This window comes from Dactylosporangium sp. CS-033363 (assembly GCF_050942475.1).
GTDB lineage: Bacteria > Actinomycetota > Actinomycetes > Mycobacteriales > Micromonosporaceae > Dactylosporangium.
Genome location: NZ_CP192032.1, coordinates 5,970,655 through 5,993,761 on the forward strand (window position 1 = coordinate 5,970,655; position 23,107 = coordinate 5,993,761).

Annotated in this window: 24 protein-coding genes; 13 read left to right on the top strand and 11 right to left on the bottom strand. The window is 73.0% G+C overall.

The window, feature by feature from the left end; translation table 11 throughout:
- Positions 1-9 precede the first annotated feature (9 nt).
- The 4 genes from ACQPZ4_RS27565 to ACQPZ4_RS27580 all read left to right on the top strand — a co-directional run bounded on the left by ACQPZ4_RS27565 (position 10) and on the right by ACQPZ4_RS27580 (position 5,479).
- A complete protein-coding gene (locus ACQPZ4_RS27565) occupies positions 10-249 on the top strand; it encodes a hypothetical protein (RefSeq protein ID WP_433041192.1) in 240 nt (79 codons plus the stop codon).
- The gene (locus ACQPZ4_RS27570) at positions 236-1,633 is read left to right on the top strand and encodes an alpha,alpha-trehalose-phosphate synthase (UDP-forming) (RefSeq protein WP_433041195.1); all 1,398 of its coding nucleotides are present in this window, start codon (positions 236-238) and stop codon (positions 1,631-1,633) included. Before ACQPZ4_RS27565 ends, ACQPZ4_RS27570 begins: the two co-directional genes overlap by 14 nt.
- A 33-nt stretch (positions 1,634-1,666) precedes the next feature.
- Positions 1,667-5,131, top strand: coding sequence for a ricin-type beta-trefoil lectin domain protein (locus tag ACQPZ4_RS27575; RefSeq protein WP_433041198.1), 3,465 nt, complete (start codon positions 1,667-1,669; stop codon positions 5,129-5,131).
- Positions 5,132-5,194: 63 nt separating this feature from the next.
- Positions 5,195-5,479, top strand: a complete 285-nt coding sequence (locus ACQPZ4_RS27580) for a DUF427 domain-containing protein (protein ID WP_433041201.1) — start codon at positions 5,195-5,197, stop codon at positions 5,477-5,479.
- Here the strand turns inward: ACQPZ4_RS27580 and ACQPZ4_RS27585 are convergent.
- Complete coding sequence (locus tag ACQPZ4_RS27585; protein WP_433041207.1) at positions 5,427-5,804, bottom strand: S26 family signal peptidase; 378 nt, start codon at positions 5,802-5,804, stop codon at positions 5,427-5,429. The genes ACQPZ4_RS27580 and ACQPZ4_RS27585 overlap by 53 nt on opposite strands.
- 46 nt (positions 5,805-5,850) lie before the next feature.
- Between ACQPZ4_RS27585 and ACQPZ4_RS27590 the strand changes: the two genes are divergently transcribed.
- Both ACQPZ4_RS27590 and ACQPZ4_RS27595 read left to right on the top strand, forming a co-directional pair.
- Entirely contained in the window at positions 5,851-7,617 is a 1,767-nt protein-coding gene (locus ACQPZ4_RS27590; protein ID WP_433041210.1) for an ABC transporter ATP-binding protein, read from the top strand.
- Positions 7,618-8,021: 404 nt separating this feature from the next.
- Positions 8,022-8,714 carry a hypothetical protein gene (locus ACQPZ4_RS27595; RefSeq protein ID WP_433041212.1) on the top strand — a complete coding sequence of 231 codons (693 nt, stop codon included), beginning with the start codon at positions 8,022-8,024 and terminating at the stop codon, positions 8,712-8,714.
- Positions 8,715-8,951: 237 nt separating this feature from the next.
- Here ACQPZ4_RS27595 and ACQPZ4_RS27600 read toward each other — a convergent pair whose 3' ends face one another.
- The 6 genes from ACQPZ4_RS27600 to ACQPZ4_RS27625 form a co-directional block, all read right to left on the bottom strand.
- Complete coding sequence (locus ACQPZ4_RS27600; RefSeq protein ID WP_433041215.1) at positions 8,952-9,407, bottom strand: VOC family protein; 456 nt, start codon at positions 9,405-9,407, stop codon at positions 8,952-8,954.
- 42 nt (positions 9,408-9,449) lie between these two features.
- On the bottom strand, positions 9,450-10,253 hold the full coding sequence (locus tag ACQPZ4_RS27605; RefSeq protein ID WP_433041218.1) for an oxidoreductase: 804 nt from the start codon (positions 10,251-10,253) through the stop codon (positions 9,450-9,452).
- Positions 10,254-10,276: 23 nt separating this feature from the next.
- Positions 10,277-11,740, bottom strand: a complete 1,464-nt coding sequence (locus ACQPZ4_RS27610; RefSeq protein ID WP_433041221.1) for an FAD-dependent oxidoreductase — start codon at positions 11,738-11,740, stop codon at positions 10,277-10,279.
- A 31-nt stretch (positions 11,741-11,771) separates the two neighbouring features.
- On the bottom strand, positions 11,772-12,170 hold the full coding sequence (locus ACQPZ4_RS27615) for a YybH family protein (protein WP_433041224.1): 399 nt from the start codon (positions 12,168-12,170) through the stop codon (positions 11,772-11,774).
- A 98-nt stretch (positions 12,171-12,268) separates the two neighbouring features.
- Positions 12,269-13,186 carry an NADP-dependent oxidoreductase gene (locus ACQPZ4_RS27620; protein ID WP_433041227.1) on the bottom strand — a complete coding sequence of 306 codons (918 nt, stop codon included), beginning with the start codon at positions 13,184-13,186 and terminating at the stop codon, positions 12,269-12,271.
- 35 nt (positions 13,187-13,221) lie between these two features.
- Positions 13,222-13,431, bottom strand: a complete 210-nt coding sequence (locus ACQPZ4_RS27625; protein WP_433041230.1) for a hypothetical protein — start codon at positions 13,429-13,431, stop codon at positions 13,222-13,224.
- A gap of 52 nt (positions 13,432-13,483) precedes the next feature.
- On the opposite strand from ACQPZ4_RS27625, the gene ACQPZ4_RS27630 reads away from it, so the two are divergent.
- From ACQPZ4_RS27630 to ACQPZ4_RS27640, 3 genes are read left to right on the top strand one after another with little or no spacing between them, the layout of a single operon-like run.
- Complete coding sequence (locus ACQPZ4_RS27630; RefSeq protein WP_433041233.1) at positions 13,484-14,122, top strand: helix-turn-helix transcriptional regulator; 639 nt, start codon at positions 13,484-13,486, stop codon at positions 14,120-14,122.
- Positions 14,119-15,237, top strand: a complete 1,119-nt coding sequence (locus ACQPZ4_RS27635; protein WP_433041236.1) for an alanine racemase — start codon at positions 14,119-14,121, stop codon at positions 15,235-15,237. Before ACQPZ4_RS27630 ends, ACQPZ4_RS27635 begins: the two co-directional genes overlap by 4 nt.
- A 2-nt stretch (positions 15,238-15,239) precedes the next feature.
- The gene (locus tag ACQPZ4_RS27640) at positions 15,240-16,154 is read left to right on the top strand and encodes an ornithine cyclodeaminase family protein (protein WP_433041239.1); all 915 of its coding nucleotides are present in this window, start codon (positions 15,240-15,242) and stop codon (positions 16,152-16,154) included.
- Here ACQPZ4_RS27640 and ACQPZ4_RS27645 read toward each other — a convergent pair.
- From ACQPZ4_RS27645 to ACQPZ4_RS27655, 3 genes are all read right to left on the bottom strand, one after another.
- Positions 16,151-16,351, bottom strand: coding sequence for a hypothetical protein (locus tag ACQPZ4_RS27645; RefSeq protein ID WP_433041242.1), 201 nt, complete (start codon positions 16,349-16,351; stop codon positions 16,151-16,153). The two genes, ACQPZ4_RS27640 and ACQPZ4_RS27645, sit on opposite strands and share 4 nt — an antisense overlap.
- A 61-nt stretch (positions 16,352-16,412) precedes the next feature.
- Positions 16,413-17,159 carry an STAS domain-containing protein gene (locus ACQPZ4_RS27650; RefSeq protein WP_433041245.1) on the bottom strand — a complete coding sequence of 249 codons (747 nt, stop codon included), beginning with the start codon at positions 17,157-17,159 and terminating at the stop codon, positions 16,413-16,415.
- A 199-nt stretch (positions 17,160-17,358) separates the two neighbouring features.
- Positions 17,359-17,538 (bottom strand): antitoxin, encoded by a 180-nt coding sequence (locus ACQPZ4_RS27655; RefSeq protein WP_433041248.1) that lies wholly within the window; start codon positions 17,536-17,538, stop codon positions 17,359-17,361.
- Between the two features lie 424 nt (positions 17,539-17,962).
- Between ACQPZ4_RS27655 and ACQPZ4_RS27660 the strand changes: the two genes are divergently transcribed.
- Genes ACQPZ4_RS27660 through ACQPZ4_RS27675 form a run of 4 tightly spaced genes read left to right on the top strand, consistent with a single transcriptional unit; the run spans position 17,963 to position 22,076 of the window.
- Complete coding sequence (locus tag ACQPZ4_RS27660; protein ID WP_433041251.1) at positions 17,963-18,682, top strand: tetratricopeptide repeat protein; 720 nt, start codon at positions 17,963-17,965, stop codon at positions 18,680-18,682.
- On the top strand, positions 18,682-19,011 hold the full coding sequence (locus ACQPZ4_RS27665; protein WP_433041254.1) for a hypothetical protein: 330 nt from the start codon (positions 18,682-18,684) through the stop codon (positions 19,009-19,011). Before ACQPZ4_RS27660 ends, ACQPZ4_RS27665 begins: the two co-directional genes overlap by 1 nt.
- A 3-nt stretch (positions 19,012-19,014) precedes the next feature.
- Entirely contained in the window at positions 19,015-21,252 is a 2,238-nt protein-coding gene (locus tag ACQPZ4_RS27670; protein WP_433041257.1) for a CHAT domain-containing protein, read from the top strand.
- Complete coding sequence (locus ACQPZ4_RS27675) at positions 21,249-22,076, top strand: tetratricopeptide repeat protein (RefSeq protein WP_433041260.1); 828 nt, start codon at positions 21,249-21,251, stop codon at positions 22,074-22,076. The genes ACQPZ4_RS27670 and ACQPZ4_RS27675 overlap by 4 nt, the downstream gene beginning before the upstream one ends.
- Here the strand turns inward: ACQPZ4_RS27675 and ACQPZ4_RS27680 are convergent.
- Entirely contained in the window at positions 22,067-23,047 is a 981-nt protein-coding gene (locus tag ACQPZ4_RS27680) for a hypothetical protein (protein WP_433041263.1), read from the bottom strand. The genes ACQPZ4_RS27675 and ACQPZ4_RS27680 overlap by 10 nt on opposite strands.
- Between the last annotated feature and the right edge of the window lie 60 nt (positions 23,048-23,107).

Below are 23,107 nucleotides of genomic sequence, written 5' to 3' on the forward strand. Positions count from 1 at the left end.
AGGACGGACATGACCGCGATGTACGCGCACGAGCGCACGGATTTCAGCCTGGTCTGCGACGAGTGCGGCCTGATCGTCGGCCGGCTGGCCGCGAACCTGCACAACTGGGAGCTCGCGTGGAGCTTCTTCAGCCGGCACGGCTGGGTCGGCGAGCGCGCCCCGGAGGGACCGCACCGGTGCCCGCGCTGCCTGCTGGACCGCTCGCCGGTGGCCGCGGCCGGAGGCGGGGCCGCGGTTGCGTCCCGCTGACCCCGGCGCCACCTCCGGCCGGCACGCGCTGGTGGTGGTGACGAGCCTGCTGCCGGCCGATGACGCCGCGTGGGCCCGGGCGCTGCGGCCCGTCCTGGCGGACCGGGGCGGGGCGTGGGTCGGCTGGGACGGCGGGACCGGAGCACCGCCCGGCGCGTTCGAGGGCGTGGCGCTGCGGCCGGTCGGGCTCTCGGCGGCCGAGGTCGCCGATCACCTCGAGGGGCAGTGCGCGTCGACGATCGTGCCGCTCTACCACGACGCCGTCGAGCGTCCTACGTTCCACCGGCGGTGGCGGCGGGCCTATCGGGCCGTGAACGAGCGCTACGCGGCGGCCGCGACCGGCCTCGCCGCCCCGGGCGGGACCGTCTGGGTGCACGGTCACGAGCTGCAGCTGGTACCGGCCGTGCTCCGAGCCGTCCGCCCGGACCTCACCATCGGCTGCTACCTGCCGCTGCCGATCCCGCCGGCCGAGCTGTTCGGGCGGATGCCGATGCGCAAGGAGATCGTCGACGGCCTGCTCGGGTCGGACGTCATCGGCGTTCCCGACCGGCGCAGCGCCGACAACCTGCGGCGCCTGGCCGCCCGGCACGGCGGCCCCGAGCACGACGGCCGGGTGCGCGTCGAGGCGCTGCCGATGGGCGCCGACGCCGGCCGGGTCGAACGCCTCGCCGGAAGCCCCGATGTCGCCCGCCGGCTGGAGGACCTGCGGCGCGAGCTGCGCGGGCCGCGCGCCGTCCTGCTCGCGGTGGACCGGCTCGACGCGACCAGCGGCGCCGAGCAGCGGCTCGCGGCCTTCGGGGAGCTGCTGGCCGACGGCCGGCTGCGGGCCGACGACTGCGTGCTCGTCCAGGTCGTCGTGCCCGCCGCCCGGCAGTCGGCCGGGAAGGCCCGGATCCGCATGCGGGTCGAGCAGCTGGTCGCGCGGATCAACGGCGCGCACAGCGCGGTCGGCCGGCCCGCCGTGCACTACCTGCACCAGCACCTCGACCCGGTCGATCTGGTCGCGCTGTACCGGCTGGCCGACGTGTTCCTGGCCACCCCGCTGCGCGACGGCGTCAACCTCACCGCGAAGGCCTTCCTCGCCGCCCGCCTGGACGACACCGGTGTTCTCGTCCTCAGCGAGTTCAGCGGCATCGCCGACGAGCTGCCGGAGGCCGTCGGCGTCAACCCGTACGACGTCGAGGATCTCAAGCGGGCGATCGCCGAAGCCATCGATCCGCACCGCACCGCCGCCGGCGACCGCGCCGCGATGGCCCGGATGCGCCGCACCGTGCGCCGCCACGACGTGCACTGGTGGACCGGCAGCGTCGTGGCGACCCTCGACGGGGCCGCCGGAAACCACACGCCGGCGCGTTCTGTCAACAATTCCCAAAACATCCATTGACAGGTTTCATTTCGAAAGCGTTCCCTGGGAAGCGTGCCCAGACGCCGCCATCTGCCGTACGCATCCGCCCTGGTCGTCGTGGCCGGGGCGCTCGTCGCGCTCGCCGCCGCCGCGAGCCCCGCCCAGGCCGCCACCAACGTCGTCACCGACGGCAACGCCCGCTTCGAGGTCCTCTCCCCCACCCTCGTCCGCCTCGAGTACGCCGGGGACGGCGCCTTCCAGGACGCGACGTCCTTCAACGCGGTCAACCGGAACTTCCCGGTGCCGTCCTACACGACGAGCGCGACTTCCGACGGGTACCGCGAGATCCGCACGAGCGCGCTCACCCTGCGGTACAAGCAGGGCAGCGGCGCGTTCACGGCCGCGAACCTCTCCGTGGCCCTGTCCACCGGCGTCACCGCGCAGCCGGCGTTCCCCTCGTACTGCGCGTACAACACGGCGTGCGAGGGCGAGAACGCCCTGCTGACCGGGAACGCGACGCCCGCCTACGACCACAGCGGGTACACGGGATCCGCCTTCGTCGCCGGGATCGAGAAGACCGGATCGGGGCTCGCCGTCGACGTCAGCGGGGTGCCGGCGGCCGGGAACTACAAGCTGCAGGTGCGCTACGCCAACGCGACCGGCGGGGACGGGCAGAACACCACCCGGACACTGTCCACAAAGGTCAATGCCACCGCCGGGCCGGCCCTGAGCCTGCCCAGCACCGGCAGCTGGGACACCTGGGGCACCGCGTCCACCACGGTCAGCCTCCCGGCCGGGACGAGCACCGTCACCGTGGTGCAGAACGCCGGCAACTCCGGCCGCGTGAACATCGACAGCATCGCGCTCACGCCGACGTCCGCCACCGCGTTCCCGGCCGCCTCGACGGCGCTGCTCACCACCGGCTACGGGGCCGGGCCGAAGGACGCGCTCGGCGGCTGGTCGCGCTCGCTGGACAACCCGCGCACCATTCCGGTGCCCGAGCACCCGGGGATTCTCGCCCGGTCCGGCTGGTACCTGCTCGACGACTCGCGCACCGCGCTGTTCAGCGCCGCGCACGTGCTGAGCGACCGGCCCGCGCACGGCAGTCAGCCGTACCAGGACGGGTACTTCTTCGGCTACGGGCAGAACTACAAGCAGGGCCTGGCCGACCTCAACACGCTCACCGGCGGCTCGGCGCTGCTGCCCCAGTCGGCCTACGGCGTGTGGTACTCGCGCTACTACGGCTACAGCACCGCGGACTACCAGAACTCGCTGCTGCCGACGTTCCGCAGCACGTTCACGCCGATCGACTGGCTGGTCATCGACACCGACTGGAAATCCCCGAGCCAGTGGAACGGCTGGAACTGGAACACCGGGCTGTTCCCCGACCCGCAGGGCTTCCTGAACTGGACGAAGCAGCAGGGGCTCAACGTCTCGTTGAATATTCACACCAGCATCGCCGGGAACGACCCGAAGTTCGCGACGGCCAACAGCCAGGCCGGCGGGCTCGCCTCCGACGGCAGCAACTACGTGTTCGACTGGTCGAACCCGGCGCAGCTCAGCGCGTACATGAACCTGCACAAGCCGTTCGAGCAGCAGGGCGTGCGCACCTGGTGGCTCGACTACTGCACGACGTGCGGCGCCTCGATCGCGTCGAACCCGCACGTGTCCGCCGACACCTGGATCAACCAGGCGTACGCCGACGCGGCCGCGGCGCGGGGGCTGCGCGGGTTCTCGTTCGGCCGGATCGGCGGCGCGGAGTACGGCAACGACGACTCGAACTTCGCCGTCGGGCCGTGGGCCGAGCGGCGCAACACGATGCAGTTCACCGGCGACACCCCGGCCACCTGGGACATGCTCGCCTTCGAGGCCCGGTTCACCCCGGACGCCGCGGCCGCCGGGTTCTCCAACGTCAGCCACGACATCGGCTCGTTCCACGGCGGGCACCTCGCCGACGACCTGTACGCCCGCTGGGTCCAGCTCGGCACGTTCCAGCCCGTCGACCGGCTGCACTCCGACCACGGCGACCGGCTGCCGTGGAACTACACCGGCGCGGCGCAGGCGAGCGCGGAGTCGTTCCTGCGGCTGCGCGAGGCGCTGGTGCCCTACACGTACACCCTCGCCAAGCAGGCCAACGCGACCGGGGTGCCGATCACCCGGCCGCTGTACCTGAACTACCCGGGCAGCAGCGAGGCGTACACGAACCCGACGGAGTACCTCTACGGCGACAACGTGCTCGTCGCGCCGATCACCAGCAGCACCGGGTCGCGCTCGATGTGGGTGCCGCCGGGCACCTGGACCGACTACTTCACCGGCCAGGTCTACAGTGGACCGTCCACGGTGACCGTCTCGGCCGGGCTGGACCGGATGCCGGTGCTCATCAAGGCCGGCGGGATCATGCCGACCCGCACCGACTACGTCGACAACGCCGGGCAGCGGCCGCTCAACCAGCTCACCCTGGACGTGACCGCGGGCGCCGACGGCAGCTTCGCGCTCTACTCCGACGCCGGCGAGGGCACCTCGACCGCCTCCACCACGGCGCCGCTGGCCTGGACCGAGGCGTCGCGCACGCTCACCATCGGCGCGCAGACGGGCTCCTTCACCGGGGCGCCGACCTCCCGGCAGTACACGCTGCGGCTGTCGAACTCCAACGCGCCGACCGCGGTCCTCGTCGACGGCGTGCAGGTGCCCGAGACGGCCTGGGCGTGGAACGCCAACCGCCGGGTGGTGACGGTCACGACGGCCGCGCTGCCGCTGAATGCCGCGCACACCGTGTCGCTGAGCGGGTCGGCGACCGCGAATCCAACATCCGGTGAAATTCTCGGCGCGGGCGGGCTGTGCCTGGACGTGCGCGGCGGGACGGCCACCGACGGGACCGCGATGCAGCTGTACGGGTGCAACCACACGGCCGCGCAGACGTTCGCGTACGGCGCCGACAACACGGTGCGGGTGCTCGGCAAGTGCCTGACCGCCGGCCCCGGCGTCACGATCAGCACCTGCAGCGGGGCCGCCACCCAGCAGTGGGGGCATCAATCCAACGGGGCACTGACGTCGGGCGGGCAATGCCTCGACGTGCCGAATTCCAACACCACGCCGGGCGCGGTGCAGCTGCAGCTGTACGCCTGCAACGGCAGCGGCGCGCAGGTGTGGAAGCTGCCGCCGGGGCCGCTGACCGGGCCGGGCGGGCTGTGCGCGGACGTGGCCAACGCCTCGCCGGCGTCGGGGACGGCGGTGCAGCTCTACGGCTGCAACGGCAGCGACGCCCAGCGCTGGTCGGCCCCGGGCGACCAGACGATCCGCACGCTGGGCAAGTGCCTCGACGTCGTCAACGGCGGGACCGCCAACGGGACCGCGGTGCAGCTGTGGGACTGCAACGGCACCGGCTCGCAGACCTGGACGACCCGGGCCGACGGCACGCTGTTCAACCCGCCGTCGGGCCGCTGCATGGACGACCCCAACAACAACCAGAAGGCCGGTGACCTGCTGCGCATCTGGGACTGCAACACCACCGCGGCACAGAGGTTCCGGCTGGGCTGACGCGGTGCGCGCACGGGGCCCGACGCCGCCACAACCGGGCCCCGTGCGCGTTACGGTGGGATCATGCCCAAAGCAGTCTGGAACGGAACGGTCATTGCCGAGAGCGACGACACCGTCGTGGTCGAGCGCAACCACTACTTCCCGCGCGCCGCGGTGCGCGAGGACATCCTGCGCGAGTCCGACACCCACACGGTCTGCCCGTGGAAGGGCACGGCCTCGTACTACTCGCTCGAACTGGACGGCATCCGCAGCCCCGACGCCGTCTGGTACTACCCGGAGCCCAAGCCGGACGCCGCTATGATTCGCGACCGCGTCGCGTTCTGGAAGGACGTCCAGGTCGTCGACTGACCGCAACGCCGACGGTGCTGCTGACGGGGACCGGGCCGAAGATCCGGGAGTCGTACCCGGGGCTGTCCCCCAGCACCACCATCGACTCCGGGTCGACGAGTTCCGCCACGCGTTTCACGAGCAGCCCCGAGCGCTGCGGGGCGACGGGACCCGCCTCGACGTGCACGCCCGGTGGAAGTTCCACGGGCCCGGTCGGCCGGCGCAGCACGACGATGTCGCCGACGTGCAGGGGCTGGCCGCGGTACCGGCGGGCCAGCAGCAGCGCACCGTCACGCAGCGCCGGCTCCATCGAGCCGCCCGACACCCGGACCAGAATCCAACGCACGCCGACCGATGTACCACATCGACGATGATCGCGATACCGTCCGCGGATGATCGCTGACGCCTGGCACGCGGTCCGCCTCGGGGTCCGGGCCGCCGCGGGGCGCCTCGCCGGCGGGGTGGCCGTCACGCTGCTCGCCGCGGCCGTCCCGGTCGCGACCGTCTGGCTCCTGCGCGGCCTGCTCGACGCGCTGTCCGGCGGCGGCGGTACCGCCCGTGCCCTGGCCTGGTTCGTGCCGGTCCTCGTGCTCGCCGCCGCCCTGCCGTCGCTCGCCACGTTCCTGGAGCACGAGGTCGGCCGGGTGGTCGGCCGGCGCGCCCAGTCGGACCTGTACCTGGCCACCGCCCGCCTCACCGGCCTCGCCCGCCTCGAGGACCCCGCCTTCCACGACCGGCTGCGGATGGCCCAGTCGGCCGGGCGCACCGGGCCCGGCCAGGTCATCGCCGGGCTGCTCGGCACCGGCCAGCTCGTGGTCACCCTGGCCGGCCTGGTCGCCGTGCTGGCCGCGATCAGCCCCGCGATCGCCGCCGTCACCCTGCTGGGCCTGGTCCCGGCGCTGGTGGCCGAGATCCGGCTCAGCCGCGAGCAGGCCGCGATGCTGTGGAGCATCAGCCCGCACGAGCGCCGCGAGTTCTTCTACGCCGAGCTGCAGACCAGCCTCCCGGCGGCCAAGGAGGTCCGGCTGCTGGGCCTGTCGGAGCTGTTCCGGCTGCGGATGCTCGACGAGCTCGCCGCGGCCGACGGGCAGCGCCGCCGCCTGGACGCCCGCACGCTGCGGGTGCAGTTCGCGCTGGGCGTGCTCTCGGCGCTGGTGCTCGGCGGGGCCCTCGCCTGGGCGGCGCTGTCCGGCACCTTCTCCGTCGGCGACGTCTCCGCGCTCGTGGCCGGGATCGCGGCGCTGCAGGCCACCCTCGCCTCCCTGGTCGCGCGGGTGGCGTTAATCCATCATGCGTTGCTGTTGTACCGCCATTTCCGCGCGGTGTTGGATTCCGAGCCCGACCTGCCCCTGGCCACGGCGCCGGTGCCCCCGCTGCGGCGGGAAATCCAACTGCGCGACGTGTGGTTCCGCTACTCACCCGAGCACGAGTGGATTCTGCGCGGCGTGAACCTGGTCATCCCGCACGGCTCGGCGGTCGGCCTGATCGGGCTGAACGGCGCCGGCAAGAGCACGCTGGTGAAGCTGCTGTGCCGGTTCTACGACCCGGACCGCGGCGCGATCCTGTGGGACGGCACCGACATCCGCGAACTGTCCCTGCCCGGCCTGCGCGAGCGGATCGGGGCCCTGTTCCAGGACTACATGTCCTACGAGCTCACCGCGGCGGAGAACATCGCGCTGGGCGATATCCACGCCCCGTTGGATTCCGTGCCGGCGGCCGCCACGCGCGCGGGCATCGACCCGGTCCTGCGCGCCCTGCCCCACGGCTACGACACGATGCTGTCGAGGCTCTTCGCCGAGGAGGATGCCGCGGGTGTACTGCTCTCCGGTGGCCAATGGCAGCGCCTGGCCCTCGCCCGCACGTACCTGCGGGACCGGCGCGACCTGCTGATCCTGGACGAACCGAGCTCGGGCCTGGACGCCGAGGCCGAGCACGCCATCCACCACGGCCTGCGGGCCCACCGCGCGGGCGCGACGAGCCTGCTGATCTCCCACCGCCTCGGCGCCCTGCGCGACGCCGACGTCCTCGCCGTCCTCTCCGGCGGCGTGGTCATCGAGCGGGGCACGCACGCGGAACTGCTGGCCCTGGACGGCGAGTACGCGCGCCTGTTCCACCTGCAGGCCGACGGCTACCGCCCGGAGTCCGAGCCGGTCGGCTGACGCGCGCTGCTCGGCTGACGCGCGCCGCAAGGTTGACGCGCACCGCGCGATTGAGGAACGCCTCCTCGAGCTCGGCGCGCGGCGGGCCGAGCACCAGCCGGGCGAGGGCCGCTGGACCGTCACGCGCACCGCCCGATTGACGCGCACCGCCCGGCTGACACGCCACTCGGTTGACCGCGCGCCACTCGGTTGACCGCGCGCCACTCGGTTGACCGCGCGCCACCCGGTTGACCGCGCGCCACCCGGTTGACCGCGCGCCACCCGGTTGACCGCGCGCCACCCGGTTGACCGCGCGCCACCCGGTTGACCGCGCGCCACCCGGTTGACCGCGCGCCACTCGGTTGACCGCGCCGCTCCGTTGACGCGCTCCCCCGTCGGTTGACGCGCGGCCGTACCGTGCGGGCATGCGATCGTTGGTCAACCGGGCCGGATTGCGCTACCTCGCCGTGTTCGTCGCGACCGCGCTGCTCGGCACGGTCGTCGCCACCGTCTGGGTCCCGCCGCCCGCCGTGGTGTTCGTCGGCACGCCACTGTGGATCGGCGCGCTCATCGCCGCCGCGCTGCTGCCCCGCCCGGGCGGCGACCTGCGGGTGGGCCTGCTCGCCGCCGCCTGGCTGGTCTCGGCGCTGCTCATGTTCCTGGCCCCGGCGATGCTGTGGGCGACGGTCCTAGGCGTCCGCGGCGAGCGGGTCGAGGCCACCGTGACCTCGATCGAGGGCGCGACGAAACGCAACCGCCACCTGTACTACCACCTGACCGACCCCGCCGGCACCCCGATCCCCGGCGTGCTGGGCCGCTGGCCGGACGAGAACGCGGAGGGCACGGTCGGCGCCCGGGTCACCGTCGTGCGCGATCCGGGCGGCCTCGTCGACCCGCGGCTGCCGGCCGAGCTGGACGAGATCCGGGTGACCGCGCCGCTCGTCACCCCGATCGTGCTGGCCGCCCTGGCCTGGCTGTGCGGCCTCGCCGGGCGGCCGCGAAAAGTGCCCGACGCCGTGTCGCACGCGTTGCGCGCCGTCGAGTCCGAGCGACCCCCGTCCTGGCAGCGGCCGGCCCGCCGACGCCGCCGCCCGGGCCGCCCCCCGCGACGCCGCTGACCCGGCCATCCACCGCGACGCCGCTGAGCCGCCATCCAACCGCGACGCCGCTGAGCGCGGGCCGCCCACCACGACACCGCTCACCGCGCGCCACCCACCGCGACACCGCTCACCGCGCGCCACCCACCGCGACACCGCTCACCGCGCGCCACCCACCGCGACACCGCTCACCGCAGGCCACCCACCGCGACACCGCTGAGCCCGCCGGTCACCGCGGCGCCGTTGAGCGTCGGTCCGCTAATCCAACCGCTGTGAGATTTCGAAGAAGTTCCCCCACGGGTCGCGGAAGAACGCCAGCCGCGCGCTGATGTCGTCGAGCTCGAACGGCTCGCCGACGACCTCGACCCCGCGCGCCCGCAGCTCGGCCACCGTCGCGTCGACATCGGACACCGACAGGCAGACGTGGTTGAGCCCACTCATCAGCAGGCTCTCGCCGACGTCGGTGAACTGTGGCTGCGGCACCGCGCCGGGCCCGGCCAGGATCTCCAGGTGGAAGTCGTCCTGGTCGGGCGGCATGACGTAGGCGAGGGTGAGGCCGCCGTACGGCCAGATCTGCAGCACGCGCCAGTCGAGCTTGTCCACCCAGAACGACAGCGCGTCCTCGAAGCGCGGGTACCGGATGCCCGTGTGGTGCCCGCGCATCGAGGCGAACGGCGACCCGGGACTGCGCGGCGGATCGGCGGGAAGTGGCATGCCCGCGACGCTAACCGCCGCGAAGGTGAGCGCATGGCCGGATCAGCCGAGTTCGGCCAGGTCTTCCTCGGTGAGGCCCAGGCCGGCGGCGGCGATGTTCTCCTCCAGGTGGGCGAGGGAGCCGGTGCCGGGGATGAGCGCGATGTTCGGCGACCGGGCCAGCAGCCATGCCAGCGCCACCTGCGCCACCGTGGCGCCGTGCCGGGCGGCGACCGCGTCGAGGGCCGCGCCGACCAGCGGCTGGAAGCCGCCGACCGGGAAGAACGGCACGTAGGTGATCCCGGCGGCCGCGCAGGTGTCGACGAGCGGGTCGTCGTCGCGGGCACTGATGTTGTACAGGTTCTGCACGCAGACGATCGCGGCGGCGGCCCGGGCCCGGGCGACCTGGGCGGCGGTGACGTTGGAGACCCCGAGGTGCCGGATCAGGCCCTCGTCGACCATGGTCTGGAGGGTGGCGAGCGCGGTCTCGAGCAGTTCGTCGGACGGGCCGCGGTCGCTGAGGCGCAGGTTGACCACGTCGAGCCGGTCGACGCCGAGCGAGCGCAGGTTGGCCTCGACCCCGCCGCGCAGCTGCTCGACGTCCGCCGGGTTGACGAGCGCCACCTTGGTGACGATCACCAGATCCCTCTGGTACGGGTACAGCGCCGACCGGATCAGCTCGTTCGCGGCCACCCCGTCGCGCGCGTAGTAGTCCGACGTGTCGAGGTGGTTCACGCCGAGCTCGACGGCCCGGCGGAGGATGGCCAGGGCCGTGTCCCGGGGCGGTGCCTCGCCCCGGGGCCAGCCAGTGAGTTTCATCGTGCCGTACCCGATGCGGTTGACCCGCAGGTCCCCAAGCGTTCCCATGATGCGTCGAGGGTACTGCGCGCTCAGTGGGCCACGGCGACCCGCTGCGGCCCGGCGTGCTGGGCGATGCGCTGGAAGACCTCGGCCTGGGTCGGGTAGCAGTGCACGGTGTCGGCGAGCGCCTGCAGGGTGAGCCGGTTCGTGATCGCCAGGGTCAGCTCGCTGATCATCTCGCCGGCGTGCGCGGCCACCAGGGTGGCGCCGACGATCTCGCCGCTGCCGCTGCGGGTGTGGATCGCGCCGAAGCCCTCCTCCTCGCCGTCGATGAAGGCGCGCTCCACATTGGACAGGTCGAGCCGGTACGTGTCGACGGCGACGCCCTCGGTGCGGGCCCGGCGCGGGGTCAGGCCGACCTCGGCCACCTCGGGATCGGTGTAGGTGCAGTGCGGGATGACCAGGTCCTTGGCCGGGCGCTGGGCGCCGTAGAGCGCGTTGGCCACGCTGAGCTGCGCGGTCGCGTTGGCCGCGTGCGTGTACTTGAACGGGAACGTCGCGTCGCCCGCGGCGAAGATGTCGGGGTTGCCGGTGCGCAGGTACGCGTCGGTCTCCACGCCGTCGGGGCCGGCGTGCACCCCGGCCGCGTCCAGGTCCAGGCCCTCCAGGTTCGGCTTGCGGCCGGTCGCGATCAGCAGCGCGTCGTACGGCAGCTCGCGCGTCCCGGCCGGGCCCAGGGTCAGCAGGCGGCCGGCGTGCGCGCGGGCCGCGGTGTACCCCAGGTGCAGGCTGATCCCCTCCTGCTCGAACCGGCGGCGGATCAGCTCGCCCGCCTCCGGCTCGTCGTTGGGCATCAGGCTCGTCGGGTGGCTGACCAGGTCCACCTCGCTGCCGAGGCGGCGGAAGGCCTGCGCGAGCTCGCAGCCCATCGGGCCGTTGCCGACGACGACCAGCCGCGCCGGCAGTTCGGTCAGCGCGAACACGGTCTCGTTGGTCAGGTACTCGCCGTCGCGCAGCCCGTCGATCGGCGGCACCGCGGGCCGCGATCCGGTGGCGATGATCGCCTTGCGGAAGCGCAGCTCCCGGCCGTCGACCGTCGCGGTGTTCGGCCCGGTGAAGCGCGAGTGCCCGAGGTAGACCTCGACCCCCGCCTGCTCGGCGGCCTCGACCGCGTCGATGGAGCTGCTGCGCGAGCGGATGCGGCGGACCCGGTCCATCACCGCGCCGAAGTCGACCACGGGTGGGGCGTCGAGCCGGAAGCCGAACTCGTCGCCCCGATTCGCCTCGTGTACCGCACGTGCGCACCGGATCAGCGCCTTGCTCGGCGTGCAGCCGAAGTTGACGCACGTGCCCCCGGTCAGCCGCTGCTCCGTCATCGCGACGCGGTGCCCGGCCGCGGCCGCGGTCGTGGCGGCGGTCAGGCCGCCGGGTCCGCCGCCGAGCACCACCAGGTCGTAGTCCCCGCCGTCGCGGTTGACCCACTCGGGTGGATGGCCCTGCCGGATCGTGCGCCGGTTGTGCGCGTCGTCGGGGTACAACTTGATCGTCGTCATGGCGCATCCTCCCTTCGGGAGCTGCCGCGGGTCACACGGGCCGGCGCACCGCCGTGCCAAGACGGTTGTCGATCAGGTAGCGCCAGCGGCCGTCCGAGCCGCGCCGGGCGACATCGGCGGCCGTGCCGGCGACGTGCACGTGCCGGCCGTCGGGGCCCTTGCCGTCGATCGCCCAGTCCACCACGATCTGGGCGATGTCGCCGTTGACGTTCACGTGGCGGGCCTTGGCCTCCAGCGGCAGGCCGAGCTTGATGTCGCGCTCCAGCGCGGCGGCCACCTCGCCGCTGTCGGTGATGGTGTGTCCGTCGTCCTCGACGAGCACGGCCCCCTCGTACAGGGACATCATCTCGCTGACCTGGCCCGAGTTGAACCGCTCGACCAGCGCCGGGATGACGCCGGAGGCTTCGGTGGGGAGCGTGAAGGTCGGCATCGCGGGCCTCCTGTTCGTTTCGGTTGAGCCGCAACGGGTCCCAAGCTACTGCGGGGGTGACGTCCCGGCCGGATGAGGGCGCGGGTGATGGCCGGGCGTCAGGGGCGGACGCGGACGATCGTCTTGCCGCTGATCCGCTTGGTCGGGTTGAGCGCGGCGACGGCGTCGTCGAGGGACGCGACGTCGCCGATGTTCGTGCGCAGCCGGCCGTCGCGCACCCGCTGGACGAGCTCGCGCAGCTGGGTGCGGTCGGACTCGACGACGAAGTCGACGGCCAGGCCGTCGGCGGGCTTCGCCTCGGCCGGTCCGACGACGGTCACCAGGATGCCGCCGGGGCGGATCAGGCGGGCGGAGCGGCGCTGAATGTCGCCGCCGATGACGTCGAAGACCAGGTCGACGCCGCCGATCTCCTCCAGGGCGTCGCCGGCGAGGTCGACGAACGCGTGCGCGCCGTAGTCGAGCGCCTTCTGCTTGTCGGCGGCACGGCCGGTACCGATGACATAGGCCCCGGCCTCGCGGGCCAGTTGCGTCACGACGGTCCCGACCGCACCGGCCGCGCCGTGCGCCAGGACGGTCTGCCCCGCCCGAAGCCGGCCGTGGTCGAAGAGCCCCTGCCACGCGGTCAGGCCGGAGATCGGCAGGCTCGCGCCCGCCGCGAAGTCGACGTCGCCCGGCAGTGGTGCGAGGTTGCGCGCCTCGACGGCCACGAACTCGGCGAGGGTGCCGTCGCGGTGCCAGTCCGTCAGGCCGAAGACCCGCTGGCCCACCGAGAGCCCGGTCGTACCGTACCCGAGCGCGTTGACCACGCCGGCCACCTCGTGCCCGGGGATCGACGGCGTCCGGTCCTTGCCGGCGCGATCGGTCCACGTCGAGGGCCACTCGATCTCGGTCGGGACGTATCCCGAGGCGTGCACCTCGACGACGACATCGTTGATCGCCGGCGCCGGCTCGGGCCGCTCCGTCAGCGTCATCCCGCCCGGTCCGGCGGCCTGGTCGGTCACCACGATCGCCTTCATGTCCGGCTCCTCCCGCTCCACGGCAATCAACGACGCTACCCGGGCGGGCCGGACACAAACGGCTCGGCCCAGCCCGGTGGCCGCGCGTCGGACCCGTGCGCCGTTTCGCCCACGGCGACCGCCTCGGCCGGGCGGCCCAGGGCGACCAGGGCCCGCGCCACCAGGCGCAGCGCCGCCCCCGCGCGATCCGGGTGGGCCTCGAGGCGCAGGGCCGGATCGTCCACGCTCGCGGTGTCGCGCGCCACGGCACGTGGTTTGGACTTTCCGTCCAGGCTCTGGACGGTTACTATCGGCGGCGTGGCTGATGCGATCCTGGACGCGCTGCGGCCGGTCATCGAGGGCATCGCGGCCACGTTCGGGCCGACCTGCGAGGTGGTGCTGCACGACTACCGGCTCGGCGAGCAGTCCGTCGTGGCGGTGGCCGGCGCGGTGACCGGGCGGGCCGCCGGCGGGGCGATGAGCGAGATCGGGCTGGCGATGCTGGCGCGCGGCGACGCGGCGGACAACGACCTCAACTACCTGTCGCGCACCAGCGACGGGCGGGTCGTGAAGTCCTCGACGATGCCCCTGCGCGACGCGGACGGCCACGTCTTCGGGGCGCTGTGCATCAACGTCGACGTGACGGCGCTGCGCCAGGCGGGGGATCTGCTGATCGCGCTCGCCGGTGCGGTACCGTCGCAGCCGGTCGACACCACGTTCAGCAACGACTTCGACGACGTCGTGGACGCCCTGGTGCGGGGCGAGGAACTCGCGCGCGGCCGGCCCGCCGCCGGGCTGGGACGGGCCGAGCGGATCGCGTTGCTGCGCGCCCTGGACGAACGGGGCGTGTTCCGCGTCCGCAATGCCGTGCCCCGGGTCGCCGACCGGCTCGGGGTGTCCCGCTCCGCGGTGTACGCGGACCTGGCCGAGAGCCGCAAGGAGGCACCGCGCACATGAGCACACTCGAGCATCCGGAAACACCGTTTCTCGCGCTCGACCCGCACCGCGTGGACACGAACGTGCGGCGGCTGCGCCGGCACCTCGACCGGCTCGGGGTCACGCTGCGCCCGCACGTGAAGACGGCGAAGTCCCTCGAGGTGGCGGCGCTCGTCGACGGCGGGGCGCGCGGTCCGATCACGGTGTCGACGCTCGCCGAGGCCGAGGCGTTCGCCGGCGCCGGGTACCGCGACATCCTCTACGCCGTCGGCATCGCCCCGCAGAAGCTCGGCCGGGTGCGCGCGCTGCGGGAGCGCGGGGTCGACCTCGTCGTGCTGCTCGACAGCGTGGAACAGGCCTCGGCGGCGGGGGCGGCGGGCGTACCGGCGCTGATCGAGGTCGACTGCGACGGCCACCGCGGCGGGGTGCCCGCCGACGACCCGGCGCTCGTGGACATCGCCCGCGCCCTGGAGCACCGCGGCGGCGAGGTGCGCGGGGTGCTCACGCATGCGGGCGAGTCGTACTTCGCCGACGGCGACGAGCAGCTGCGCGCGGCCGCCCAGCACGAGCGGGCGGTGGCCGTCGAGGCCGCGCAGGCGCTGCGCGCGGCGGGCCTCGCGACGCCGGTGGTGAGCGTCGGGTCGACGCCGACCGCGCACTTCGCGACGGATCTGACGGGCGTCAGTGAGGTACGAGCGGGGAACTTCGTCTTTTTCGACCTGGTGATGGCCGGCATCGGCGTGTGCACGCATGCCGACCTGGCGTTGTCCGTGGTCGTCACGGTCATCGGGCACCGGCCCGACAAGGGCTGGATCATGACCGACGGCGGATGGATGGCGACCTCGCGGGACCGGGGCACCGGACGGCAGCGCGTCGACCAGGCGTACGGGCTCGTCTGCGACCTCGACGGCACCCCGTACGACGACCTGCTCATGGCCGACGCGAGCCAGGAGCACGGGATGCTCGCGCTGCGGCCGGGCAGCACCGCGAAGCTGCCCGATCTGCCGGTCGGCGCGCGGGTGCGCATCCTGCCGATCCACGCGTGCGCGACGGCGGCCCAGCACGACCGGTACCACGTGCTCGATCCGGGCTCGCGCGGGCTGACCGCCGAGTGGTCCCGCGTGCGGGGGTGGTGAGCGTGCGGTTCCTGTCCGAGGCGGAGTCGGCCGCGCTCGTCGACGAGCAGCTCGCCTACACGGCGGTGCGCGCGGCGCTCGTCGCGGCCGTCGACGAGCGGGCCGAGGTGTTCCCGGCGGTGCTCGCCCACGGTTCGGACCCGCGCAACCGCTTCACCGTGAAGTCGGCGGCGTCGGCGGACCTGGCCGGGCTGAAGGTCGGCAGCTACTGGCCGGCCGGCGAGCCCCGGCACAACTCGATCGTGCTGCTGTTCGACCAGGACACCGGCCGGATCGCCGCGGTCGTGGAGGCGGGCGTGGTCAACGCCTACCGCACCGCCGCCGCCGACGCGGTCGCCGCCGACGCCCTGTCCCGCCCGGACAGCGCGACCCTGGCCGTGTTCGGAACCGGGCACCAGGCGCTGTACGAGTGTGCGGCGCTCGCGCGGGTCCGCCCGATCAGCAGCATCCTGGTCGTCGCGCGCAGTCCTGAGCGCGGCGAGCAGTTCCTGGCCCGGCTGGACGCGAAGGGACTGCGCGCGACGGTCACCTCCGCGCGGGAGGCGTGCGGCGCGGCCGACATCGTCGTCACCGCCACGACGTCGACGGCGCCGCTGTTCGACGCCGCCTGGGTGCGTCCGGGCACGCACGTGGCGAGCATGGGGTCGGACGCGCACGGCAAGCAGGAGCTCCCACTGGCATTGCTCGCCACGGCGCGCTTGTACTGCGACCTGCCGTCCCAGTCGCTGCGCATCGGCGAGTTGCAGCACGTCGCGGGGTTGGTGGAGGCTGGGACGGCACACGTGACGGCGCTTGGAGCGGTTTTGACCGGACGTGCCGAGGGCCGCCGGTCCCCCGAGGACATCACCGTCTTCGACAGCTCCGGGATCGCGCTGCAGGATCTGTTCATCGCGGACGCGCTGCTGCGCGTCGGCTAAGCGGCGGCGTGCAGCGGCTCGGCGGCGGGCACGGGAGCGGCCGCCAGGACGAGGTCGGCGTGCCGGGCCGCCGGGCACGGGGCGGGCCAGCCGCACGCGGTGCAGATGCCGCCGCTGTCGGAGTCGGCGCTGTGCCGCGCGAGCAGCTCGGCGGCGGTGGTGGCAAGGACGCTGTCGGAACGTACGATGTGAGGCACGGCGCGCCTCATACCCCGCGCTGACCTGCGCCAATCAATCTTGCCCGGCGTCGTTGAGCGCTCACGGCACTCGCGGCGGCCGCCGGACCGTGGCCCAGACGATCTTTCCGGTGGCGGTGGGCGCGCTCCCCCATGACGTGCTGAAGCCCTCGACGATGAACAGGCCGTGACCGCCGGTGTCCGGGTCCGGGAGCCGCATGCGGGGCAGCTCATGGCTGCCGTCGCGCACCGCCACGATGACGTAGAAGCGCCCGAGTTCCACGGAGAGGCCGATTTCGGTGCCGGCGTGGTGCACGGCATTGGACACCAGTTCCCCGGTGATCATGAGCAGCGGGTCCAGCACCGCCGCCACGTCCCAGGCCAGGCACGCCTCCTCGACGATCGAGCGGGCCTGCTGGACCGACGTCGACAGCGGCAGCAGGAACGCGTGCCGCCGCCGCGGCGCCGGGTGCGCGGCGGCCCCCGCGAGCGCGACCCGGATCGACGGCGCCGTCGGCAGCCCCCGGCACACGGCGACCCGCTTGAGCGAGGCGGCCAGCGACGGCGTCGCCCCGCACAGCACGAGCACGGTGCCCTCGTGCTCGCAGCGCCGCTTGAGCGCGGCGAACACGGCCAGCACGAGATCGCCGTCGACGCGCAGCCCCGACACGTCGACGAGCACGAGATCGGGCCGGGCGGTGAGCGCCTTGCGCAACGCCTGGCGCAGCACGGGCGCCGTGGCCCGGTTCAGCAGTCCGTGGGGCTTGAGGACGGCCAGCGGGAAGTCCTCGACGACCGGGCATCGGAACCCCTCGCGGCCGGCATGCATGCCTGCCCCCTCACGACGGACAAACTCCGTAAGCCCCTTTTCTCAGCAGATGATCGGTAAACATCCCGCTCCACAATGCGCACATCGCGGACGTCCCGCACGCGAAACGACGGTGCCGTGCTGATGTTCGCACAGGCGGCAGGGCCGGCCGCCTCAGCGACCGGCCCTGCGGAGATCCAATGTGGAACGTGCGTGGCACTCAGCGGCTGGTGTCGCCCTGCCCGGTGCGCTCCTGGGCCATGTCCACGCCCTTGTCGATCTGGTCGGAGTACTTCTCACCGGTGCGCTTGTCGACCTGCTCGCCGGCCTTGTCGAGGCCCTGGTCCACCTTGTCGTCGTGCTTCCCGGCGAATTCCTTGGCCTTGTCGATGAGACCCATGCGCTTGCACCTCCCGCTGCTTCTTTCGTTCTCGGGACCTTGATCGTCTACCCGCCCTGCCCCGGGGTACTCCACCAACCTGCAAGATCCTGTTCGACGCGCGCCCGCGCTGTCGTCATCACCGGCGCGGGGCCCAGATCGAGGTGATCCCTGCCGGATAGGTGGTCCGCACTGATCTCCTGGGCGCGGCAGCCGTGGCCCGGGTGGCTCTGCGGCAGTTCCGCGCCCAGCACCGAGGCGTACTCACCTTCGCCGGGTCGCCGCCGGGCGTCGGACCGCAGCACCTCGCCCGGAAGGCGGTGACCGTTCGGCATCCGGAGCCGTTCGTATGTACGACCTCGTGTGTCCGGTTTGCGGTTGTTCGCGCCTGCAACCATGTGCCAGCGTGCATGTGCCGCCAGGGGCAGGGAGGACGCGAGGCCTGATGGACGAAGCTCGCGCACAGCCTGTGGCCGGCATCGCCCAGGCGGTGGAGGTGCATCGCCTCGCGGTGGCCGGGCGGGAGGCTGACATTGCCCGGCAGGTCGGTCGCCGGGTGGCGCGGGTCTGGTTACGCACGTCCCGGTTCGCGGATGTCGATGCGCTGACGAGCGCCACGCTGCATCTCGGCCCGGATTCCCGTGCGTTCTACGACCGCGGTCGGGCCCGAAGCGCCACTGGCCGGCCGCACCTCGCGCTGGCCGACTATGAGCAGGCATTGTCCCTGTACCGCGACGCCGGCGACCGCCGCAACACCGCCGCCAGCCTCAACAACATCGGCCTCGGGTTCAGCGGGCTCGGCGATCACCAGCGGGCCCTGGCCCACTTCGAGCAGGCCCTGGCCATCCTTCGGGACGTCGGCGACCGCGCCGGCGAAGCCACCACCCTCAACAACATCGGCGGCATCAAGTTCGGGCAGGGCGATCTGGACGGCGCGTTGAAGACCCTGCATCAGGTCTTGGACCTCGTGCGCGCCGTCGGCGATCGCGGGACCGAGGCGGCGACAAACTTCAACATGGCAGCGGTACTCGCGCGGATGGCACGGACACGCGATGCCATCGACATGCAGCTTCGGGCGATCTCGCTGGCCGAGGCGACCGAGCACCCGGACCTGCCGGCGATGCGGGCATATCTCAAAGAACTTCAGGACCAGAAGGGACATTGATGGGTACTGCCACAGTCGAGGTGTCGGGCGCGCAAGCCACCCAGTGGGCGGCTGAGCTGCACGGCGTGCTCGCGGCCAACGCCGAACCCGGCGAGCGGGTGTCGCCGGTCGAGGTGGAGCGATCCGCGGCCGTCGTCATCGCCGTCATCGGGCTCGTGTTCTCCGGCGTCGGCACGGCCAAGACCATCTGGGAGTGGTGGCACCCCAAGCGCGACAAAGGCGGCACCGTCAAGATCCAGCTCGCCGACGGTATGTCGGTCTCCCTGTCCAATGTGAGCCTGGAGCAGCTGGAGATCGCGTTCCAACGGGCCGACACGCCGCAGGGGTGAGGGGTGCAGCCGTTGGGCACGTTCGAGTTGGAGATCTTCGAGCAGACCTCCACCTACTGCGAGCTGCGCCTGTCCGCCGACGGGGCCGCGCCCAAGACCCGCGGCCTGGATCGGGCGGCGGTCGAGCAGCTGATCGAGCTGGTGGAGCGGGACTACACCCAGAACGTGCATGCCCAGCGGGTGCACAGTTCGCCGCGGCTGCGTGAGCTCGGCGCGCAGCTCGCAAAGTTCGTCGACGGGGACGAGCGCTGGCTGGATTCGATCCTGGGCAGCCCGCCGGGTGTGACCCTGCGGATCACGGCGGAGCAGCGGCTGCGGCATCTGCCGTGGGAGTTGCTGTTCCAGCAGGACTCGTTCCTCGCCGTCGCCACGCCCACGCCGCTACTGCCGGTACGGGCCGTCGGTAACGGTGCGGCGGCCCAGAATCCGGGGAACAGGCCGTTGCGGGTGCTGTTCATGGCAACCTCGCCCGAAGGCGTCCAGCCGGTCCTCAACTACGAGGGCGAGGAGGCGGCCATCCTCGCGGCGACCGCCCGCACCGGCACCGACCTGGTCGTCGAGGAGAGCGGCACCCTCGCAGGCCTGCGGTTCCTCGCGGAGGACTACGGCGCCGGCTATTTCGACGTACTGCACCTCAGCGGCCACGCCACCACCGCCGGCGGCGAGCCGACGTTCGTGGTCGAGAGCGAGTTCGGCGGGCTCGCCACCGCCACCGCCGGGCAGATCGCGCAGGCCATGGCCGGGCACTGGCCGCGGCTCGTCTTCGTCTCCGGCTGCCTGACCGGCAACGCCCCCGACCGTGGTGCGTTTCCGTCGATGAGCGAGAGTCTCGTCAAGGCCGGGGCACCCGCAGTACTGGGCTGGGCGCTGCCCGTCGGTGACGTCTCCGCGACCGAGTTCGCCGCGGCGCTCTACCGCGCTCTGGCCGCCGGGACGGCGCTCGACCGGGCCGTCATCGAGGCCCGCCAGCACCTCTACACCAACCAGCTGGGCAGCTGGCACCTGCTGCGCGTCTACGCCGACCGCTCGCCGCTCGGCCCGCTGGTCACACCGCTGCGTACGCCGGGGCGCAAGCGGATCCAGGTACGCCCGGCCGAGCAGGAGTTCCTCGACCCGCAGACGCGGCTGTCGCGGGTCGCGGGCCGTGCCGCGTTCGTCGGGCGGCGGCGGGTCATTCAGCGCTGCCTGCGTACGCTCAAACAGCCCCTGCACGAGGCCGGCGGCGCCGAGGCGCTGGTCCTGCACGGGATGGGCGGGCTCGGCAAGAGCAGCCTCGCCTCCCGGCTGCTCGAGCGCATGCCCACGCACCAGCGCGCCGTGTGGTTCGGGCGGGTCGACCTCATCAAGTTCCGGGAGCTCACCACCAAGGTCCGGTTCCCGGCGATCGAGCAGCAGGTCGAGGCGGACCAGGTGCTCGGCAACGACCAGGTTCCGCTCGCGAGCCGGCTGCGGTACCTCCTCGACGTCGACGGGCCGCTCGGGCAGACGCCGTGCCTGTTCGTGTTCGACGACTTCGAGGACGGCAACCTCGACGAGCGCGACGGCGGGCACGTCCTCGCGCCCGCGATGGCCGAGATCCTGCCGGCCCTGCTCACCGCCATCCGTGAGACGGACAGCCCGAGCCGGGTCATCGTCACCAGCCGGTACCTGTTTCCGACCCCCGCCGGTGCGCAAGTCGCCCGGGAGGCGCTGGAGACGCTCATCGACGTCGAGCAGGCCAAGAAGATCGCCAACCTGCCGAACCTGCGGTACGGCTCGCTCCTCGACCCCGGCATCCGGGACCGGGCGATCGCGGCCGCGGCCGGGAATCCCCGGCTGCTCGACTGGCTCGACCTGATCGTCGCCGACGCGAGCCTCGACGTCGACGGGCTCATCGCCGCCATCGAGCACGGGGCCGAACGGTTCCGCGAAGCGATCTTCGCGGCCAAGCTGCTCGAATCGCAGGACGCCGAGCTGCAGCGGATGCTCGCCAAGGTCAACGTCGTCGAGCTGCCGGTGCCCGCCGCGACCGTGCACGCCGTGCACGGCCATCCGGACACGGACCGGCACATCGCCCGGGCGACGCAGCTCGGGCTGCTCGAAGCCGGCACCGACCCCGAGACCCGCGAACCCCGCTACTACGTGTCCAACATCCTGCGGCCGCTCGTCCGCCCGCTGCTCACCGAGGACGAGTACGTCGAGGCCTGCGCCGCCGCCGCGCGCTCCCTGCACGCCATCTGGATCGCCGGGCCCGCGTCATGACCACCGTCGCCCAGGCCGTGGAGGTGCACCGGTTGGCGGTGGCCGGCCGCGAGGCGGTCATCGCCCGGCAGCTCGGCCATCGGGTGGCTCGCTTCTGGCTGCCGAGGTCCCGGTTCGCGGACGTACTGGTGCTGGCCAGTGCCACGCTCACGCTGGGCCCCGATGCCGGCGCGCACTACGACCGCGGCTGGGCCCTCAACTCCACCGGGCAGCCGCTGCCGGCGCTCGAGGACTATCAGCAGGCCCTGGCCTTGTACCGCGCGGCCGGCGATCGCGGCAACACCGGCGCCTCGCTCAGCAGCATCGGACTCGTGTACGACGGGCTGGGGGACCACGAGCAGGCCCTGACCTACTATGAGCAGGCGCTGCCCATCCTGCGGGAGGTCGGCGACCGGCTCGGCGAGGCCGCCACCCTCAACAAGATCGGCAGTGTGTACCACGACCGCGGCGACTACGAGCGGGCCCTGGCCTACTGCGGGCAGGCGCTGTCCATCCAGCGTGAGGCCGGCGACCGGGCCGGGGAGGCCGCCACCCTCAGCAACGTGGGCGTCGTCCATCACACGCTCGGGGACAACGAGCAGGCGCTGGTGTACTTCCTGCAGGCGCTGCCGATCCGGCGCGAGGTCGGCGACCGGGACGGCGAAGCCACCACGCTCACCAACCTCGCGACGGTCCACCGCGCCGCGGGCAACCTCGACCAGGCGATCGTCGAACTCGAGTGCGTGGTCGAGCTGGATCGGCAGGTCGGCCGCCCCGGCCTCGCGTCGGACGCCGCCTTCCTCGAGCAGGTACGCCAGGAGCGAGCCAGCCGGGATCAGACGTAGTGCTGGAGCTGGCGTTGCAGGGCGCTGATCGCCGCCGCCAGGTCGGCCAGGGCGCGGGCCTCCGGCGAGCCCGGCGGGCACTGCCGGCGCAGCTTGGCCACATCCCCGGCCAGCGGGGCGAGCGAGCGCCGCGCGTTGCTCGCCTCGAACGAGGAGATGGGCCTGCCGGTGTACGTCGACACGATCGCGTTGTGCCGCCCGATCAGCTCGCGGGCGCGATGCACGCGCAGGTCCGCGGCGACGCGGCGGGACAGGTGGTCGATCGAGGCGCGCAACGCGAGGGCCCGGTCCCGGAACTCGGGGGCGTCGTCGAGGCGTTTCAGCAGCTCGGAGGCGCGGCGGAGATCCGCCAGCACCGGGCGCAGCGCCACGCCCGAGCGCGGCGGGCCGGTGACGACGGCGCGGTGGATCGCGTCGGCCTCCAGCAGGGCGGCGTGCCGGCTGCGGGAGTCGATGGCGTTCGCCCGGTCGAGGGCCGCGCGGGCACCGACCGCGTCCGCGCGCTCCAGCGCTGCCGTGGCCTCCTCCAGCTCCTCGCGCAGCAGCCAGTCGAGCACCTCGCCTGACGGGTCGCGCCCGCTCACGTACGCGCAGATCAGGACGAACAACCGGTCCTGGGGACCGAGTTCGGCCACCCCGCGCAGGATCGTCCAGGCCGTGCCGCGGTCGTGGCGGCGCAGCGCCGACCGGGCCGACTCCACGCGCGCGGCCGCCACGGCGCGGAGGCACTCCCCCAGCACGTCCTGCGCGAGGGAGCCGTCGGACGGGCGCGCCAACCGTGCGGCCGAACGCGCCGCCTCCAGGCCGAGCTCCGGGTCGCCGGCGAGCAGCAGGCACCGGGCGCGCAGGGCCAGGGCGGGCACGGAGCCGGGGGCGTCTCGAAGCGCGGCGCCGATCAGCGTGGCGGCGGCCGAGAACTGCCGGGCATCGAGCAACGACGAAGCCCGGTGCAGCAGCTCCGCAAGCGACATCGCGGCCCCGTCATCGGGGCCGCGGGCGCGAAAGGGGAGCTCAGGCATCACCAGCCACCG